General features: G+C 65.6%; 19 protein-coding genes. 13 read left to right on the forward strand and 6 right to left on the reverse strand.

What is annotated here, in order from left to right:
* Positions 1 to 4 precede the first annotated feature (4 nt).
* Positions 5 to 934 carry a hypothetical protein gene (locus LGT36_RS12050; RefSeq protein WP_226095852.1) on the forward strand — a complete coding sequence of 310 codons (930 nt, stop codon included), beginning with the start codon at positions 5 to 7 and terminating at the stop codon, positions 932 to 934.
* Between the two features lie 110 nt (positions 935 to 1,044).
* On the opposite strand, the gene ald is transcribed toward LGT36_RS12050, so the two are convergent.
* A complete protein-coding gene (gene ald / locus LGT36_RS12055) occupies positions 1,045 to 2,136 on the reverse strand; it encodes an alanine dehydrogenase (RefSeq protein ID WP_226095853.1) in 1,092 nt (363 codons plus the stop codon).
* A gap of 110 nt (positions 2,137 to 2,246) precedes the next feature.
* Between ald and LGT36_RS12060 the strand changes: the two genes are divergently transcribed.
* The gene (locus LGT36_RS12060; protein ID WP_226095854.1) at positions 2,247 to 2,780 is read left to right on the forward strand and encodes an Lrp/AsnC family transcriptional regulator; all 534 of its coding nucleotides are present in this window, start codon (positions 2,247 to 2,249) and stop codon (positions 2,778 to 2,780) included.
* A gap of 16 nt (positions 2,781 to 2,796) precedes the next feature.
* Here LGT36_RS12060 and LGT36_RS12065 read toward each other — a convergent pair whose 3' ends face one another.
* Complete coding sequence (locus tag LGT36_RS12065) at positions 2,797 to 4,095, reverse strand: MFS transporter (RefSeq protein WP_226095855.1); 1,299 nt, start codon at positions 4,093 to 4,095, stop codon at positions 2,797 to 2,799.
* Between the two features lie 108 nt (positions 4,096 to 4,203).
* On the opposite strand from LGT36_RS12065, the gene LGT36_RS12070 reads away from it, so the two are divergent.
* The 4 genes from LGT36_RS12070 (at position 4,204) to LGT36_RS12085 (ending at position 7,073) form a co-directional block, all read left to right on the forward strand.
* Positions 4,204 to 4,833, forward strand: a complete 630-nt coding sequence (locus LGT36_RS12070; protein ID WP_226095857.1) for a DUF805 domain-containing protein — start codon at positions 4,204 to 4,206, stop codon at positions 4,831 to 4,833.
* A gap of 6 nt (positions 4,834 to 4,839) precedes the next feature.
* Positions 4,840 to 5,505, forward strand: coding sequence for a LysE family translocator (locus tag LGT36_RS12075; protein WP_226264647.1), 666 nt, complete (start codon positions 4,840 to 4,842; stop codon positions 5,503 to 5,505).
* A gap of 70 nt (positions 5,506 to 5,575) precedes the next feature.
* Positions 5,576 to 6,244, forward strand: coding sequence for an SDR family oxidoreductase (locus tag LGT36_RS12080; RefSeq protein ID WP_226096431.1), 669 nt, complete (start codon positions 5,576 to 5,578; stop codon positions 6,242 to 6,244).
* 154 nt (positions 6,245 to 6,398) lie between these two features.
* On the forward strand, positions 6,399 to 7,073 hold the full coding sequence (locus LGT36_RS12085) for a TetR/AcrR family transcriptional regulator (protein ID WP_226096432.1): 675 nt from the start codon (positions 6,399 to 6,401) through the stop codon (positions 7,071 to 7,073).
* Between the two features lie 110 nt (positions 7,074 to 7,183).
* On the opposite strand, the gene LGT36_RS12090 is transcribed toward LGT36_RS12085, so the two are convergent.
* Together LGT36_RS12090 and LGT36_RS12095 are read right to left on the reverse strand one after the other, a co-directional pair.
* Positions 7,184 to 8,278, reverse strand: a complete 1,095-nt coding sequence (locus tag LGT36_RS12090; protein WP_226096433.1) for an inositol-3-phosphate synthase — start codon at positions 8,276 to 8,278, stop codon at positions 7,184 to 7,186.
* Between the two features lie 14 nt (positions 8,279 to 8,292).
* On the reverse strand, positions 8,293 to 8,865 hold the full coding sequence (locus tag LGT36_RS12095; RefSeq protein ID WP_226096434.1) for a PadR family transcriptional regulator: 573 nt from the start codon (positions 8,863 to 8,865) through the stop codon (positions 8,293 to 8,295).
* A 235-nt stretch (positions 8,866 to 9,100) separates the two neighbouring features.
* On the opposite strand from LGT36_RS12095, the gene LGT36_RS12100 reads away from it, so the two are divergent.
* Both LGT36_RS12100 and LGT36_RS12105 read left to right on the forward strand, forming a co-directional pair.
* Positions 9,101 to 11,389 (forward strand): transglycosylase domain-containing protein, encoded by a 2,289-nt coding sequence (locus LGT36_RS12100; RefSeq protein ID WP_226096435.1) that lies wholly within the window; start codon positions 9,101 to 9,103, stop codon positions 11,387 to 11,389.
* 65 nt (positions 11,390 to 11,454) lie between these two features.
* The gene (locus LGT36_RS12105) at positions 11,455 to 12,684 is read left to right on the forward strand and encodes a hypothetical protein (RefSeq protein ID WP_226096436.1); all 1,230 of its coding nucleotides are present in this window, start codon (positions 11,455 to 11,457) and stop codon (positions 12,682 to 12,684) included.
* 22 nt (positions 12,685 to 12,706) lie between these two features.
* Here the strand turns inward: LGT36_RS12105 and LGT36_RS12110 are convergent, their stop codons facing one another.
* Positions 12,707 to 13,747, reverse strand: coding sequence for a GNAT family N-acetyltransferase (locus tag LGT36_RS12110; RefSeq protein ID WP_226096437.1), 1,041 nt, complete (start codon positions 13,745 to 13,747; stop codon positions 12,707 to 12,709).
* Between the two features lie 168 nt (positions 13,748 to 13,915).
* Here LGT36_RS12110 and rpsF point away from each other — a divergent pair, with 168 nt between their 5' ends.
* From rpsF to dnaB, 5 genes are all read left to right on the forward strand, one after another.
* The gene (gene rpsF / locus LGT36_RS12115; RefSeq protein ID WP_226096438.1) at positions 13,916 to 14,206 is read left to right on the forward strand and encodes a 30S ribosomal protein S6; all 291 of its coding nucleotides are present in this window, start codon (positions 13,916 to 13,918) and stop codon (positions 14,204 to 14,206) included.
* A gap of 34 nt (positions 14,207 to 14,240) precedes the next feature.
* Positions 14,241 to 14,735, forward strand: coding sequence for a single-stranded DNA-binding protein (locus LGT36_RS12120; protein WP_226096439.1), 495 nt, complete (start codon positions 14,241 to 14,243; stop codon positions 14,733 to 14,735).
* Positions 14,736 to 14,781: 46 nt separating this feature from the next.
* Entirely contained in the window at positions 14,782 to 15,018 is a 237-nt protein-coding gene (gene rpsR, locus LGT36_RS12125) for a 30S ribosomal protein S18 (RefSeq protein ID WP_226096440.1), read from the forward strand.
* Between the two features lie 11 nt (positions 15,019 to 15,029).
* Positions 15,030 to 15,476 (forward strand): 50S ribosomal protein L9, encoded by a 447-nt coding sequence (gene rplI, locus LGT36_RS12130; protein WP_226096441.1) that lies wholly within the window; start codon positions 15,030 to 15,032, stop codon positions 15,474 to 15,476.
* 446 nt (positions 15,477 to 15,922) lie between these two features.
* Positions 15,923 to 17,284, forward strand: coding sequence for a replicative DNA helicase (gene dnaB / locus LGT36_RS12135; RefSeq protein WP_226096442.1), 1,362 nt, complete (start codon positions 15,923 to 15,925; stop codon positions 17,282 to 17,284).
* Between the two features lie 63 nt (positions 17,285 to 17,347).
* On the opposite strand, the gene LGT36_RS12140 is transcribed toward dnaB, so the two are convergent.
* Positions 17,348 to 17,812, reverse strand: a complete 465-nt coding sequence (locus LGT36_RS12140; RefSeq protein ID WP_226096443.1) for a cupin domain-containing protein — start codon at positions 17,810 to 17,812, stop codon at positions 17,348 to 17,350.
* Between the last annotated feature and the right edge of the window lie 17 nt (positions 17,813 to 17,829).

Raw genomic sequence — 17,829 nt, forward strand, 5'->3', positions numbered from 1 at the left:
GCGCATGACCATGAAATCTCTCCGCCAGCGACTCCTGTCGCAAGCACGCCCCTTCTCGTACTCCACCATGTGTGCGGAGGCCAGCCGCCAGGGAGTCGACGGTGCGATCCGGCGGGGCGAAATTGTCCGGGTGCTCCCGGGCTTCTATGCGGCCGCGGTCTATGCCGAGTCATGGGCGGTGCGTGCTCGGGCGGCGGTCTCCTGGGCGGGACCCGCGGCTGTGATCGCGGGCACATCGGCGCTCTTCGCGTGGGAGGCGACCGGCAGGGTCCCCGACACCGTCGACCTTGTCCTTCCACACGGATCACACCGGCGGCCGCCTCGGTGGCTGCGCATTGCGACCGTCACCTACGCGGTTCCTCATGGCCTGTGGCAAGGTGACCTCCCGGTGGCGCTACCGGCATACGCCGTGGCACAGGCTTATGGCCGCGCCCGTCCTGGCGATCGCGCGGACATCGTGTTTGCGGCCTTCCGATCAGGCAAGGTGTCGGCGGCGTCGATGGGACAGGCGCTCGCGCGCATGCCACGCGTGCGAGCGCGTGCGAGCCTGGTGGCGAGGGTGGCGTACGCGGCCGACGGTGTCGAGAGTTACCTCGAAGAGCGCGGCTTGCGCGATGTCTTCGCAGGGTCGACTTTTGACCACCTACTCCGCCAGCACCGTTTGGTCGTCGAGGGCAGACGCTTTCGAGTGGATGTGTTCGACCCGGTCACGTCAACCGCGTTCGAGCTTGATGGTGCAGTTGCTCATGGCTCCCTGGAGCAGCGCCAGGCCGATGTCGAGCGCGATGGACTGCTCGCGGGGTTGGGGATCCTGACCGTGAGATTCACGTACCGCGACGTAATGGACAGGCCAGCGTGGTGCCGGGTCCTGGCGCTCAGGGTCTTGGCCGAGAGGGGCGGCGCGCAGGTGGTCACGCGTGCGGAGGGTGCGTGAGTGCCCCGCGGGTTGGAGATGCGCGTGCGGAGGGTGCGTGAGTGCCCCGCAGGTTGGAGATGCGGGTGCGGAGGGTGCGTGAGTGCCCCGCAGGGTGGAGAGCGGAAGGCTCAAGCTGCGGGGAGGTCCGGAAAGGCCGCCGCGGTGGGCGCGTTGCGGATGCGCCCGCCTGAGACGGCCAGCCCCTTCGCGAGTGCCGGGTCGGCGGCCGACGCTTCGTCCCAGCCGCTTGCCGCCATCGCGAGCACATACGGCAGCGTCGCATTGGTCAGGGCGATGGTCGACGTGTTCCCCACGGCCCCTGGCATGTTCGCGACGCAATAGAACGTGGACTCCGCCACACGGTACGTGGGCTCCGCGTGCGTGGTGGGCCGCGAGTCCTCGAAGCAGCCGCCCTGGTCAATAGCCACATCGACCAGCACGGAGCCGGGCTTCATCCTGGAGACGAGCTCGCGCGAGACCAAGCGCGGCGCCCTCGCCCCCGGCACGAGCACGGCGCCGATGACGAGGTCGGCTTCGAGTACGGTCCGTTCCACTTCGTAGGCGTTGGAGGCAACGGTCCGCACTCTCCCGCGCAGCACGTCGTCGATGTGGCGCAGCCGTGGAACCGACAGGTCAAGCACGGTGACGTCGGCGCCCATCCCTGCCGCCTGGCCGATCGCACCCCAACCGGCGACCCCTGCGCCCAGCACCGCGACTTTGGCGGGCCTGACTCCCGGGACTCCAGAGATGAGCACGCCCCGACCGCCTTGGCTCGACATCAGGTGGTAGGAGCCCACGTGCGCTGCCATGCGCCCCGCCACCTCGGACATGGGCGCGAGGAGAGGGAGCGAGCCGTCCGCTAACTGCACGGTCTCGTACGCGATGGCGGTGGTGCCAGATTCGACGAGCGCGCGAGTGAGGGGCTCGTTGGCAGCGAGATGAAGGTACGTGAAGAGTGTGAGGCCGGCGCGCAGGTAGCCAAACTCCGACGGAATCGGCTCCTTGACCTTCAGCACCGTCTCGCAAGACCACGCATCCTCGACGCCGACAATGCGGGCGCCAGCGTCGACGTACTCGTCATCGCTCAGAGAACTGCCTTGCCCTGCTCCCGCCTGGATCAACACGTCGTGTCCGGCCGCGACGAGCGCGTGGACACCGCCGGGCGTCACGGCGACGCGGGTCTCGTTGTTCTTGACCTCAGCAGGGATGCCGATGCGCATGGTGGTCTCCTTGGGGTTGCGACCCACCCTTCAAGTTTCGAAGATTCTGCGCCGATTGCAACCGGTCTCGCATATCCTCTGTGCAACTGCCGGAAATGGAGAAGAATGCAATGAATTCAACGTCCCATGAGGCCCTTCCGCCGACGAATCTTCGGCTCGACGCCCTCGATGAACGCATTTTGTGGGAGCTCACCAAGGACGCGCGGCTGCCCAACGCGGCGCTGGCCGAACGCCTCCACGTCTCCGCCTCCACCACCCACGCGCGAGTGCGCGCCCTGCGCGCGGCAGGCATCATCAAGTCGTCTCATATCGAGGTGGACTACGAGGCCCTCGGCTTCACGGTTCAGAGCATCGTCGCGGTCAAGCTCAGGGCCCAGGCGCGACCGCAGGTCAAGTCCTATGCGCGCCAGGTGATCCAGTTGCCCAACGTGTTGTCGGTCTACTTTGTGGGCGGGTCCTTCGACTTCCTGATCCACGTCGCGTGCACCTCGACCTCTCAGTTGCGCGACTTTGTGGCGAGCAACCTGAGCATGGATCCCGTGGTCGCCTCGACGGAAACCCACCTCGTGTTCGACCACCTCATCGGAGCGGAGCACAAGAAGGGCGCCGACGGCTTGGCCGCCATGCGTAAGGCCCTCGCCTAACGACACGCCGGGCTTCTCAGGCCTCAGCAGTGATGTGCGGAACGCGAGGCGCCCGCCAATACGCGGCCGCGCACGCCGCGTAGGCGACCACGAGCGCCGCCATCACCAGTTGCGAGTAGCCATTCGCGGGCAAGACCAAAGCGCCGATGAAGGCCGCGCTGATGAAGGCCGTGTTGTAAGCGACGTCGTACAGGGCGAAGGCTCGGCCGCGGAAGGCGTCGTCCGTGTCCCGTTGCACGATCGTGTCGACCGCGATCTTCCCTCCCTGGATGCCGAAGCTGACAATGACGGCGGCGCTGAGAAGAGCCCAGGGCTCGGAGGACACGGCCAGCAGTGCCTGCCCGGCACCACCAAGGGCGAGGCAGACGATGACCCAGTCGTGGCGCTCAATCCGGTGGGAGAACGCTGGCGTGACCACGGCGGCGAGACCAAAGCCGACGGCGGCGAAGCCGACCACGATGGCGAACTTGCCGATAGCCCCCTCTGGGTCTGAAGGGTCGTCCAAGACGTTGCGCGAGATGAGGATGGACGCGACAAACATGAGGCCGTAGAGCAGGCGTGCCGCGGCCATGACTCCGAGTGCGTGGAAGGGAGTGGCGCGCTGCCGTAGATGTCGGTAGCCGTCGCGCAGTTCTTTGACGACGTGCGCAGCCTCCTCAACAACGTGCTCGGCCTCGAGCAGCTTCACCGGCCCGAGCGAGCGCTTCGACAGCGCCGTTGCCGCCCATGAGGATAAGCCGAACGCCAGGCCAGCGGCACCGAGCGCGAGCAGCGCCTTGTGGTCGTCCGAGACGCCCGGCACCACGAAGGCGACAATGCCGCCGATCGTCCCGCCAAGCGCGGCGGCGATCGTGCCCAGCGTCGGCATGATGGCATTGGCCGCGAGCAGATCATCCTTGTCGACGACCTGCGGGATGCCTGCTGACAGCGCGGCAAGCAGGAAGCGATTCACCGACAGCGTCGCCAACGCGAGGACGTAGAGGGAGAGCCGCGGCGCATCGGCGACCACGGCTGCCACGATGGCGCCCACCATCGCGAGGCGCATCATGTTGCCAGCCAAGACGATCCGCTGCCGATGCCACCGGTCAATGAAGGGGCCGACGAAAGGCCCGATGAGCGTGAAGGGCGCAAACAGCACGGCGAAGCCGATCGCGATGTCGGCCGGCGTTGTCGCGTTCTCGGGCGAGAAGAAGAACGCGGTGGCGATCCCAAACTGAAAGGCCCCGTCCCCCGCCTGTGAGACCACGCGCACCCGGGTGAGCCGCCGAAAGCCCTGAGACTTCCACAGGTGGGCCAGGTCGGAGGAGTAGGACATGGCATAAGGCTAGGGCGTCGGGTATGTCACTCTCGCCGCAGCCACTGACGTGCTCGCCTGCGCCGCCGAACGCCACTAGCGTGGTGCCACACGTGAAAGGTGGCACCCATGACATTCGGTCAGGCCGTCAAGTCGGTCCTTGGGCAGTATGCGGTCTTCACTGGGCGCGCGCGGCGTGCCGAGTACTGGTGGTTCGTGCTCTTCACCAACCTGGTGCAGATCCCCGTCCAGGTGATCTTCTTCATCGCGTACTTTGCAGCGTTCTTGCCCGCGCTTGACCAGACGAACGCCGACGGCAGCATCGCCTCTGGATCGGCTGAGGACATCAATTGGGGCCTCCTCGTCGGTGGTGCCGTGCCGTGGGTGCTCGTGACGCTCGCGCTCATCATGCCGTCGATTGCCGTCACCGTGCGGCGCCTTCACGACACGGGACGCTCTGGCGCCTGGTACCTCCTCGTGTTCGTTCCTGGCGGCAGCATCGTGGTGCTCGTGTTCTCGTTGCTGGAGGGTGACGCTTACGAGAACGCATACGGGCCGGACCCCAAGGCCGCCGAACGGTACGTGGGCCCCGGTGACGGCCAGCCCCAGCAGTATGGCCAGCCCCAGCAGTACGGCCAGCAGGGCCAGCCACAGGCGTACCCGCCGCCCCCAGTTCAGTCCTTTCCCCCGCCCCCGCAGGGTCCGCTGGCTCAGCCTCCCGCTCAGCCTGATGACCCCTTCGCCGCTCCGGGTCGGTAACCCGTGATGTCGGCAGGCACGCTCGCCGCTTTCAGCGCGCTCGCGTTCGTGATCATCGTGATCCCCGGCCCGAGCGTCCTGTTCATCGTGGGCAGGGCTCTGCAGCACGGCAGGCGAGACGCGCTGCTGTCCGTCGTGGGCAACACGGGGGGAGCTCTCGTCCACGCGATCCTGGTGGCCGCGGGCATCGGCGCCGTCATCGCGGCGTCGTCAATCGCCTTCGTAGTGCTCAAGTTCGTGGGCGGCGGCTACCTGTTGTACTTGGGTATTCAGGCGGTGCGGCATCGGCGCGAAGGCCTCGACTTCGCCGCTGGCAAGGATGGGCAGGCGGCCGACGCCGTGGTCGCCTTGCCCGACAGGCCTTTGCGGCGAGTGCTGGGCGAGTCTTTCGCGGTGGGCGTGACCAACCCCAAGACGCTCGTCTTTGTGGCGGCGGTGCTGCCCCAGTTCGTCGACCCCGCAGCGGGCCCGGCGTGGACGCAGATTCTGGCGCTGGGGGCCCTCTTCGCCGCGATTGCGTTGGTGAGCGATGGCGCGTATGCGCTGGCGGCGTCAGGTGCGAGGAACTGGTTCGCGCGCTCGCCTCGCCGTCTCGCGCGCATGCGCGCCGCCGGGGGCGTCATGATCGGATCGCTCGGAGTGGTGCTGATGGCGTCGCGCCGCGTGGCCTGAGCCGCGCCCGGCTCTCCCAGGGAGAGACGACGAGGGGAATAGGCACGGTCGCCGCGTCGTCACAGTGGGTATGACACTCACAGGAACCCCCACCCGCGTGGCGATCGTTGGCGGCGCTGGCAAGGTATCGCGTCAGTTGATCCCCCTCTTGCTCGAAGCTGGCATCGAGGTGGTGCCGCTCGCGCGCCGCGATGAGCAGTTGGCCGAACTCAAGCAGGTGGGTGCGGAGCCGCGCAGGCTCGACATCGAGGAGGCATCCGCGGACGAGTTCTTGGCGGCCTTCGAGGGCTGCGATGGCATCGTGTTCTCCGCGGGAGGCGGCGCTGACGGCAACGCCGAGCGCAAGCGCACGGTTGACCTGCAGGGCTCGCTCAAGTCGATGGAGGCCGCGAGGGCGCTGGGCATTGATCGATTCGTGCAGGTGTCCGCCATGGGCGTCGACCAGCCGGTGGAGGACTCGGCGAGCGAGGCGTGGAAGGCCTACGTGCAGGCCAAGAGGGACGCCGACGCCGCCCTGCGCAACACGCAATTGGCATGGACCATCATTCGGCCGGGCGGGTTGACGGACGACGATGGCACCGGCTTGGTGACGCTGGCGAGCGAGGTGGAGCGAGGGACGGTTCCACGCGCCGACGTGGCAGCCGTGATCGCGGCGTGCCTGACGAACGAAAACGCTGTTGGCCAGCAGTGGGAACTCGTGTCCGGCTCGACCCCGGTGGCCGAGGCGGTCTCCGGGTAACTCAAGGCCCCGCACTTCAGGAAGCCCCGGTCGCTCCGGCGACCGGGGCTTTGCCATGCGTGCGCTCCACGAGCGGGCTTGCACTCCTGGGAATGAACACGTTCAGTCGCGACGTTCATCAGGTATCGACTGAACACGTTCAAGGGAGCGCCCCATGCCCACACTCGACAGCGCCACGCGCGAGCGCATCGTTGCCGCCGCATCAGAACTCATCATGGACCGCGGCTACGACAAGACGACCATGCGCGGCATCGCGGAGCGGGCCGATGTCTCGCTCGGCAGTGCCTACTACTACTTTGGCGGCAAGGAAGAGCTCGTCCAGGGCTTTTACCTGGACATCGCGCGGCGGCATCACGAGTTGCTGCAGGGGCGGATCGCAGGGGTGACGTCGTTCAGGGCTCGGCTCGACGCGTGCTTCGAGGCGTTCCTGGACGCTTCGGACGAGTATCGGTCCATCTCCGATTCGCTGCTGAGCCTCGCGATCGTCCCGACGAGCCCACTCAGTCCCTTCAGCGCGCAGAGCCGCCCGGCCCGCAATCAGTTCTTGCGCACCTTCGAGGAGCTGGTCGAGGGCTCTGACCTCAAGACCGATCCGCGCTTGCGCGAGGCCCTGCCGGAACTGCTGTGGATCATCCAGATGCTGGTAGTGCTCGGCTGGGTGCAAGACCTGTCCGCGGGACAGCGGGTGACCCGGACCGTGGTGAAGCGCTTGGTGCCTTCGCTCGCTCGGCTCTTGACGGCCGCCAGGCTTGCGCCCTTCCGACCCTTCGTGACCGACGCGCTTGAGAGTCTCGCGATGGTGCGCCAGCGAAGCTACAGCGTCGTGTAGAGACACAGCGGGGAGCAGGGACCGCAGCGGTACGGCGCCATATGACGAGGAATGCAAAGGGCCGGGCCACCAGAAGGTGACCCGGCCCTGTTGCTGCCAGTGGGGAACGCTTAGCGCTCGCGCGTACCCGCGATGAACTCCTCGAGGTGCTGGCGGCCGAGGGTGTCCTCGGTCTGCACGGGCGGGGACTTCATGAAGTAGGTCGCGGCCGACAGGATCGGGCCGCCGATGCCACGGTCCTTGGCGATCTTCGCGCAGCGCATCGCGTCGATGATGATGCCTGCCGAGTTGGGCGAGTCCCACACCTCGAGCTTGTACTCAAGGTTGAGGGGCACCTCGCCGAAGGCCGAACCCTCGAGGCGCACGTAGGCCCACTTGCGGTCATCGAGCCATGCCACGTAGTCGGACGGGCCGATGTGGACGTTGCGCGAGTTCTTGAGGCCGGCCAAGGGTCCGGTGTCGATGTTCGACGTGACGGCCTGGGTCTTGGAGACCTTCTTCGACTCGAGGCGCTCGCGCTCCAGCATGTTCTTGAAGTCCATGTTTCCACCGACGTTCAGCTGGTACGTGCGGTCCAAACGGACGCCGCGGTCTTCGAACAGGCGAGCCAGCACGCGGTGCGTGATGGTGGCGCCCACCTGGGACTTGATGTCGTCGCCCACGATCGGGACGCCCGCGTCCTGGAACTTCTTGGCCCACACGGGGTCGGAGGCGATGAACACTGGCAGCGCGTTGACGAACGCGACATTCGCGTCGATCGCGCACTGGGCGTAGAACTTGGCGGCCTCTTCGGAGCCGACGGGCAAGTAGCAGATCAGCACGTCGGCCTCGGTGTCCTTGAGGACCTTCACGATGTCGACGGGAGCGTCGTCTGCCTCGACGATGGTCTCCCTGTAGTACTTTCCGAGGCCGTCAAGGGTGTGACCGCGCTGGACCTGGATGTCCGTCTTGGGGACGTCACAGATCTTGATGGTGTTGTTCTCCGAGGCCTGCGTCGCCTCAACAAGCTCCTTGCCCACCTTGAGCGAGTCAACGTCGAACGCCGCCACAAACTCAATGTCGGAGATGTGGTAGTCCCCGAGCTGGACGTGCATCAAGCCAGGAACGGTGTCCCCAGGCTTGGCGTCCTTGTAAAACTCGACGCCCTGAATGAGGGACGTCGCGCAGTTACCCACGCCCACGATGGCAGCGCGCAACTTGGCCATTTTTGTCTCCTTGTCTAGCCCGCGGATGCGGGATCGTCCTTACCGCGGGTTGCGGATCGTTCGTCTTCGATGAGTTGGTCGAGCCACTCGACCTCACGCTCGACCCGTTCCAGCCCGTGCCTTTGCAGTTCGGCTGTGTAGCGGTCGTGGCGTTCGCGCATGGCCTTCAGGCCCTGCGAAATCTCTTCCAGTCGCTCGGACAGACGGCTGCGGCGTCCTTCGAGAATGCGCAGTCGTGTGGCCGAGTCGGTCTTCTCAAACATGGCAAAGCGCACGTCAAAGGCGTCGTCGTCCCAGGACGATGCTCCTGACGACGCGAGCTCTTCAGCAAGTTGGGCGGTGCCAGCGTCGGTCAAGCGGTAGGCAATGCGCGAGCGCCTGTTCGTCGAAGGGTCGGTGCCCTCGTCGTCGACCGAGATCAGTCCCTCAGCGACCATGCGCTTGAGTGCTGGATACAGGCTGCCGTAGCTGAGCGCGCGGAAGGGGCCAAGGGAGGCCCCGAGCCGCTTGCGGATCTCATAGCCATGCAGCGGCTTCTCTGCGAGGGTCCCGAGAATGGCGAGGGTGAGCACGTCGGTGCGTCCCATTGCCATCCTCTCGCTCGCTCGATCGTGCGCCGATGCATCGGCGCGGTGTAAAGAACAGTTATATCGCCCCGATACATCGAAAGCAAGCCTGAGACGCGCCTCAAGGAAGAAAAGCCCTGATGGGTGAGGGAATCGCCTGCCCACGCGTCGGCCGTGACAAGACTGCAACCGCATCGTCGCCAAGGCGTAGCCGTGGGAACCAGGCGTCGCGGCCCCCCGTTCGTACACTGACATGGTGAGTGAGAACGGCCGACAGCCGCAAAGAAGAAGCACCCGACCCGCTAGCGGCGCCTCGGGGGCCCAGCCGACGCGACGCACAACCAAGCCGCCGAGCGTCCAGCCGCGCTCGGGCGTCGCGAGAACATCCGTCAAGAACCCGAGCGCCACGACGCGCACGGGGGCAGGCAAGGGCGGTACCGGCGGCGGCAAAGGCGGCGGCAGGGGGGGAAACGGCGGCAAGGACGTGCGCGTCGACAAGCACGGCGAGCCCATCCCCGCGTGGAAGTTCTGGCTGCGCCGCATCGGCGTCGGCGCTCTTGCTGCGGGTCTCGCGACGGCGCTCCTCGGGTTCATCGGCCTGTTCATCCGCTACCAGATGCTTGACGTTCCCGAGCCGGACGCCTTCGCACTCCAAGAGGCGTCCACCGTCTACTACGCGGACGGCACCACGGTGATGGGTCGCCTAGGCGAAGCCGAGCGCGACATCATCGACATTACGGACCTTCCTGATTACGTGCCGAATGCCTTCGTCGCGGCAGAAGACCGCAGCTTCTACACGAACCCCGGCGTGGACTTCGTGGGGACGGGCCGCGCCCTGGTGAAGACCGTCGTGTTTGGCAAGCAGCAGGGCGGATCCACCATCTCGCAGCAATATGTGGAGCGTTACTACGTTGGCGCGACGACGACCGACATGGTCGGCAAGATCGACGAGGCGCTGCTGGCCCTCAAGATCAACCAGACGCAGGACAAGGAAGAGATCCTCGGCAACTACGTCAACACTGTCTACTTTGGCCGTGGCGCATACGGCATCGAGGCGGCGGCCCGCGAGTACTACGGCAAGCACGCTTCGGAACTCACTGAGTCCGAGGCGGCCCTGCTCGCCGGCATCCTTCCCGCGCCCTCGCGTTGGGACCCCCGCCTCAATCCTGAGCAGGCCGAGTACAGGTGGAACTATGTGCTGGACGGCATGCTTGAGCTGGGGTACATCGAGGCCGACGATCGCGACAGCATGGTCTTCCCCACCACGATTGAGTACTCCAACAACGACATCTACGGGGGCACCCAGGGCTACCTGCTGCGCGCCGCCATCGAGCAGGTCGAGAAGGAAACGGGCATCACCCAAGAGGAGATCGAGACCCAGGGCCTCAGTGTTGTCACCACCTTCGACCTCGCGACTCAGCAGGCGATCGAGGCGGCGGTGGCGCAGATGCCGGAGGACGCAGCACCCAACCTCAGGGTCGCGGCCGTCACCATGAATCCGGAGACGGGCGCTGTGACGGGCATGTACGGCGGCGCCGACTATCTGCAGGTCCAGCGCAACGCCGTCACTCAAGACGTGGCGCAGGCAGGCTCGACCTTCAAGCCCTTCACTCTCGTCGCCGCGCTGGAAAGCGGCATCTCGCTTGATTCGGTCTACAACGGGGCCAACAGGAAGACGGTCCCTGGCTTTGATGGTCCCGTCACCAACTACGCGGGCGAGAACTACCGCGATATTGACTTGGTGCAGGCGACCGCCAGTTCGGTAAACACCGTCTATACCCAGCTGAACGTGGAGGTCGGTCCAGACAAGACGCGCGAGGTGGCCGTGAGGGCGGGTATCCCAGAAGACACCAAGGGCCTCGGGGACAATCCTTCTAACGTGCTTGGCTCCGCTTCGCCCCGCGCGCTTGACCTCGCATCCGCGTACTCGACCTACGCCACCGGTGGGCTGAGCACCGAGCCGTACATGGTGGCCCAGGTCATGCTTGCGAACGGCGATCTTTACTACGAGCACCAGTCGACTCAGGATCGGGTGTTCGATCCAGACGTGATGGCCGACGCGACCTATGCGATGCAACAAGTGGTCAACTACAACTCGGGTTCTGGCCACTTCGCCGCCGAACTCGGGCGACCTGTCGCCGGCAAGACGGGAACCTCGAACGACAACCGCTCGGCGTGGTTCGTCGGCTTTACGCCCCAGCAGGTCGGGGTGGTGGGCATGTATCAAGTGGGTCCAAACGGCGAGGAAGAGCAGATCACCCCGTTCGGAGGCTTCCCGCAGATCACAGGCGGTTCCATGCCGGTGCGCATCTGGACCTGGATGATGGGCCCGATCCTCCAGGATCTGCCCGTCGTGGACTTCCCGCCGCGCGCAGGTGTGGGCACGGCCAATACTCCCGAGCCGAGCCCGACGCCGTCACCCACTCCGTCGCCAAGCCCCGAGCCGAGCCCGACGCCGTCACCCACGCCGTCGCCAGAGCCGGAGCCGGAACCGACGCCCACTCCTGAGGTGCCTCCCGTGGTGGATCCGCCCCCGGCGCCATGACGCTTCCGCTGCGGTGAGTACCCTGGCACCACCGCCTTGCACGAACAACCCTCACGGAGAGTGACATGAGCGCTCGCGCCGCCGCGCCTGAAGTTGACGTCGTCTTTGTCGGTGCCGACATCGGGGTGTACGCCATGGCCCGTGCTTTTCACGCGCGCACCGGCAGGCGATCCACGTTGGTCGCAGGCAAGGCGCTCGCGGCCGTACGGTACTCCTCGATTCTTGACGTGGTCACGCTCGCCGACGCGCTTGACGAGGCGGAGATCATCGCGACTCTCACGAGGGTCGCCGAGAGCAGCGCCAGGCCAGTGATCTTGCTCACCAACTCCGACCACTTCGCGGGCATCATCGCGCGTCACGAGGACGCCCTGAGGAAGCTGTACTTTGTGCCGATGCCGTCGCTCGAGACGATCGACAGAGTGGCCGACAAGACGTCCTTCATGTCCATCTGCACCGACCTTGGCATCCGGGTGCCTCAGGGCATCACGGTTGACCTCAGCGCGGCTGATTGGTCGGAGCCCGCTCTCGACGGGATGACCTTCCCCTTGATCGCCAAGCCAGCGGTGTCTGCGGAGTACGTCGACGTGAAGTTCGCTGGCAAGAAGAAGGTGTTCGTGTTGGACACCCCCGAGCAGGTCGGCGCGCTGTGGACCACGCTCCGGGGTGCGAACTACCCTGGCGAGTTCCTGTTGCAGGAGTTCATCGCTGGCGGCGACGAGACCATTAGGTCGGTCACGATGTACGTGGATGGTGCCGGCAAGGTGTCCTTGAAGTGCGCCGCCCAGGTGCTGCTTGAGGAGTGCGCTCCCCACAAGTTGGGAATCCCCGCCGCCATGATCACCATGGTCGACGATCCCCTCTTCGATGCCGCCGAGCGATTCCTCTCAGCGGTCGACTACCGCGGCTTCGCCAACTTCGACGCCAAGCTCGACCCCGTGACGGGCGAGCCGGTCTTCTTTGAAGTCAACACACGCATCGGCCGCAACAACTTCTACGTCACTGCCGCAGGGGTCAACGTCATGGATCCCGTGCTCGACGACTTTGCCGGCGTCCATGACGGCACAGTCAGGGTGCCTCAGGGCGTCATCCTGTATTCGACCGTGCCGCCGCTGTTGCTCAAGCGCTACGTGACGGACCCTGCGCTGTGGGCACGCGTCAAGAGCGTCATGAAGGCAGGCATCGCCCGGCCGATGATGTACCGAGGGGACCGGTCAGCCAAGCAGCGCCTTCATGCCTGGCTTGCGGAGTGGGCGCAGTGGCGCACCTATCGCAAGTACCGCCCGCAAGCGTCGTGAAGGGCTGCGCCCGGACGACGCTCTAGCGCCTCCCGCGCAGCGCCCGCTTGGCAGCGAGCGCCAAGGAGAGGCCTCGGTAGGTTAGCTTCTTGATGGGCACGTCCCACGAGGGGGCGACGGGGGTGGTGGTCTCCGCGAACTGAAGTTTGAATTGGCGCACGCCCATGAGTTGCGGCGCCTTGGCCGAGCCGACGCCCATCATGTCGTAGCGCTTGCCGCCCTCAGCCTTGAGGGACATCAGGATGTGCCACTTGAGGCGCAGCGCCGCATTGGTCTCGAAGCCCTCTGCGTTTGACGCCCCGTAGTAGTCCTGGCCAACGCCGTCGTAGAACGTCGAGAGCACCCACGACACGGCGCGGCCTGGCTCGCCAGGGCCATCGGTGCGCCGCGCCACGAACAGTCTGGCGGCCTCGCCGAGCGCGGTGAGCATGGTGAAGTACACGTCGGCTGGATAGATGCCGAAGGAGTCACGCACCGCCGTCTCGCGGTAGATCTCGTACAGTTCCGCGAAGTCCTCGCGGGAAATGTCCCGCTCCTCGCTGAGTGCGAAGCCCTCGTCCCGCAAGGTGCGCCGCAGCTTCTTGCGGCCGGTCTTGCCCATGGCGGCCATCACGTCGTCCTCTGAAGGCGTCAGGTCCACCTCGACCGTCTCGTCGTACGTCACCGACTGGAGAACCGGGCGGAGGTCTGCCGCCTCGTCGTGGAAGTGCAGGCGTGCAAAGGCGATGTGGGGCGCGTGACGCGCGAGGTGGTTCCGCAAGGCTTCGCGCAAAGACTTCTCAGCCTCTGGCGTCGGTGAGGCGAGCCAGACGGGACCGTGCTTCGCCCACAAGTAGCGGAAGCCCCTACCCGTGTATTCGGTGAGCGCCATGACTGCGACCGCTACGCCGTCGGCGTTGTAGGCCGCCAGGCGACCCCATGGCGTGCGTCCCGCGATGGCGGCGTCGAAGGCGTCCCAGACGCCTGCTTGCTCGACCGGCACCGGCTGGCCCGCAGCATGGACGAGCTCCTCCAGCGTCGTCGCGTCGATCGGCTCGAGCCGGAACGGTCCTGTCTCAGTCACGCGTCGAGCCTACTGGCGCTGTGGATCATTTCCCGTGGACTGCCCCGACAAGGTACGCTTGCTGATCGTGGTTTGGCCCGTCCACCTGGGCGGTCCGCCACTACTTGCGTCACCCTCCTGCTACGGAACGTCCGTAGCCGTTTTAGTCCAGAGGAGGTGGGTTCTTACATGCGCCAGTACGAAATGATGGTCATCCTCGACCCCGAGATCGATGAGCGTACGGTCAAGCCGTCACTCGAGAAGTATCTCGCCGTGGTCACCAATGACAAGGGCACCGTCGACAACCTCGACGTATGGGGCCGACGCCGTTTGGCCTTCCCCATCAAGAAGAAGAGCGATGGCGTCTACGCGGTCATCAACTTCACCGCGGAGTCCGCTACGGCGAAGGAGCTCGAGCGTCAGCTTGGTCTGAACGAGACCATCCTGCGCCTCAAGCTGCTGCGTCCCGACGCTCACTAGCACCGGAAACTCCACGAGACGACAGGGATAAGACATGGCAGGCGACACTCAGATCACCGTGGTGGGCAACCTCACCGGAGACCCCGAACTGCGATTCATTCAGTCAGGGGCAGCAGTGGTGAACTTCACCGTCGCGTCCACCCCCCGCACGTTTGACCGTCAGTCGAACGAGTGGAAGGACGGGGACACCCTGTTCATGCGCTGCTCCCTGTGGCGCGAGGCCGCTGAGAACGTGGCCGAATCGCTCACCAAGGGCATGCGGGTCGTCGTGACCGGCAGGCTGGTGTCGCGCTCGTGGGAAGCCAACGGCGAGAAGCGCACGGTCATGGAGATGCAGGTCGACGAGGTCGGCCCGTCCCTCCGTTACGCCACTGCCAAGGTCACGCGCACTCAGCGTGGCGGTGGCCAGGGTGGCGGCGGTGGCTTCAGCGGCGGCGGTCAGGGCGGCGGCTACGCCAACGCCCCTGCCGGCGGTGCTGACAACGACCCGTGGGCATCGGCTCCGTCCTCAGACGAGCCTCCGTTCTAACAGCGACGACGAGTCGCACCACTTCTTGATGTAAGGAAAGACAAGCATGGCAAAGATCGACACGCGCAAGCCGCGTAAGAAGGTCAACCCGCTCAAGGCCGCCAAGGTCAAGACGATCGACTACAAAGACACCGCGCTGCTGCGCAAGTTCATCTCCGACCGCGGCAAGATCCGTTCGCGCCGCGTCACGGGTGTCACCGTTCAGGAGCAGCGCCAGATCGCCCGCGCCATCAAGGTCGCGCGCGAACTCGCCCTGCTTCCCTACGCCGGCTCCGGCCGTTAAGGGGAACTGACATGGCAAAGATCATCCTCACGCACGAGGTTGCCGGTCTCGGCACCGCGGGCGACGTCGTCGAGGTCAAAGACGGCTACGCCACCAACTTCCTGATCCCCCGCAAGCTGGCCACGCCGTGGTCTGCAGGGGCAGAGAAGTCCATCGAGTCAATGCGCAAGGCGCGCCGCGGTCGCGAACTGGCAAGCATCGAAGAGGCCCAGGCGGCCCGCGATGCCCTCCAGTCGAGCCCCGTGACCGTCCAGGCCAACGCCGGTGAGTCCGGCCGCCTCTTCGGTGCAATCACCACGACCGACATCGCGGACGCCATCGGCACCCGCGCGCTCGTGGACAAGCGTCGCATCCAGATCGGTCAGCCGATCAAGGCGCTTGGTGACTACCAGGTCAAGGTCGCGCTGCACGAAGGCGTGACGGCGACGGTTGCCGTCAAGGTGGTAGCCGCCTCTTAACGGGCGATTCGACACGCCCCGGGCGTCCCCATTCTCGCTCTTGCGAGAGGGGATTCTCGGGGCTTTGTCGTCCCTGCCCGCCGTCCCGTCCACGCGCCCATCGAGCCACACGCGACACGCCGGGTCGCGACACGCCGACGATTTCTCCCCGGGGTTTTCCCCATGCTGACCCCTCTCAAAAGCCCTGGTAAACATGCCTCTCTTGACGCTGGGCCTTCGCAACTCACAGGCTCATCCACAGGAAGCGCGCGACTGTCCCCATGCGCGGGAGCCTGTGTCCACCGCCGTCCACTGGCCGTCCACTGAGACTCGGTTTGTGGCGCGCGGCGCGCCTTCACTACGGTGACGTGGCACACCCAGGTGGCGGGGTCTTGTCTGACCGACGTGGGACGCTTGTCTCATCACCACGCTGGGACCAAACGCAACAGAATGGAGGCGGATAGCGCGTGTCAGTAGACGAACTCGAAGCCTCCTATTCATCGCGCGGTCTCGAGCGCACGCCGCCACAGAACCTGGACGCGGAGCAATCGGTTCTTGGCTCCATGATGCTCTCGAAGGACGCGATGGCGGATGTCATCGAGTCAGTGCGTGCGGATGACTTCTACAAGCCCGCTCACGAGACGATCTTCGACACGGCGATCACGCTGTACAACTCCGGAAACCCCGTCGACGCCCTCACCGTGGGCGCGGAGCTCCAGAGGTCGGGTCAACTCGCACGGGTGGGTGGCGCGGAGTACCTCCACACCCTCATCTCGATCGTCCCGTCAGCCGCCTCGGCTGGTTACTACGCGCGTTTGGTGCGCGAACAGTCGATCCTGCGCCGCCTTGTTGAGGCCGGCACCCGCATCGCCAACATGGGTTACGACGCCGACGGCGCTCAAGTGGACGACGTTGTCGACAGCGCGCAGGCCGAGGTGTTCGCCGTCACCGAGCGGCGCAACTCCGAGGACTACCTGCCCATCGGCGAAGTCATGGAGCATACGCTCGAAGAGATCGATGCCGCCTCGAGCCGCGACGGCCAAATGCTCGGCATCCCCACGGGCTTCAGGGACCTGGACGACCTCACGGGCGGCTTCCAAGCGGGACAGATGATCGTGATCGCGGCCCGTCCGGCCATTGGTAAGTCGACGCTCGGCCTCGACATCGCGCGGGCCGCCTCGATTGGCGCAGGCAAAGCATCCGTCATCTTCTCGCTCGAAATGAGTCGCGAAGAGATCACCAAGCGCATGCTCTCGGCCGAGTCGAAGGTGAAGCTCACCCAGCTCACCAAGGGTCCGATGAACCCGAACGACTGGGAGCGCCTTGCGAGCACCGCGGCTCGCATCGCCAAGGCGCCCATGTTCATCGATGACAGCCCCAACATGTCCCTCATGGAGATCCGCGCGAAGTGTCGTCGGCTCAAGCAGCAACACGGTCTCAGCCTCGTGGTGGTCGACTACCTCCAGCTGATGTCCTCAGGGCGCAAGGTCGAGTCTCGTCAGCAAGAGGTCTCCGAGTTCTCGCGCGCGCTCAAGTTGCTGTCCAAGGAGATCCAGGTGCCCGTCATCGCGATCTCACAGCTGAACCGTGGCCCAGAGCAGCGCACCGAGAAGAAGCCGATGCTCTCAGACATGCGTGAGTCAGGCGCGATCGAGCAGGACGCCGACATCGTCATCCTGCTGCACCGCGAGGACGCCTACGACTACGAGAACCGTCCAGGCGAGGCGGACTTCATCGTGGCCAAGCACCGAGGCGGTCCCACCAAGACCATCTCGGTCGCCTTCAAGAAGGACTACGCGCACTTCGCTGACATGGCTCCGGACTTGTAGCGGTCGTTCTTCGCGCGCCACCCCCTGCCACGGGGGCGGGTGCGGGCGGCCGTCAGGCCAGAGTCAGGCCTTCTTGTCTGGACGCTCCGAGCCGGGCTGTACCGACCACTCGGCAGGCTCGTCGTCTGTTTCGTCGTCGTCCGCCTTGGTGACGTGAATCTTGCCAGGCGCGTGATGCTGGGGGGCGTAGATCGTGTACACCTGCATCGGCTCATCGCCGATGTTGGTGATGTTGTGCCAACTTCCCGCGGGCACCAGCACGCACCAACCGTCCGAGACCTCCTGATCGAACGTCAGGTTGTCCTTGCTGGGACCCATCTGGGCGCGACCCTTGCCGCCATCGAGTCGGATGAACTGGTCCGTCTCAGGATGCGCTTCGAGGCCGATGTCCCCTCCGACAGGAATCGACATGAGGGTGACCTGGAGGTACTTGCCGCTCCACGCCACCGTGCGGAAGTTCGAGTTCTCGAGGGTCTCCGTCTCGAGGTCGAACGATTGCGGATCCGGGCCGATGTCCTTGATGGTCATGATGCGAACTCCTTGGT

This window comes from Demequina sp. TMPB413, from assembly GCF_020447105.2.
Classification (GTDB): Bacteria; Actinomycetota; Actinomycetes; order Actinomycetales; family Demequinaceae; genus Demequina.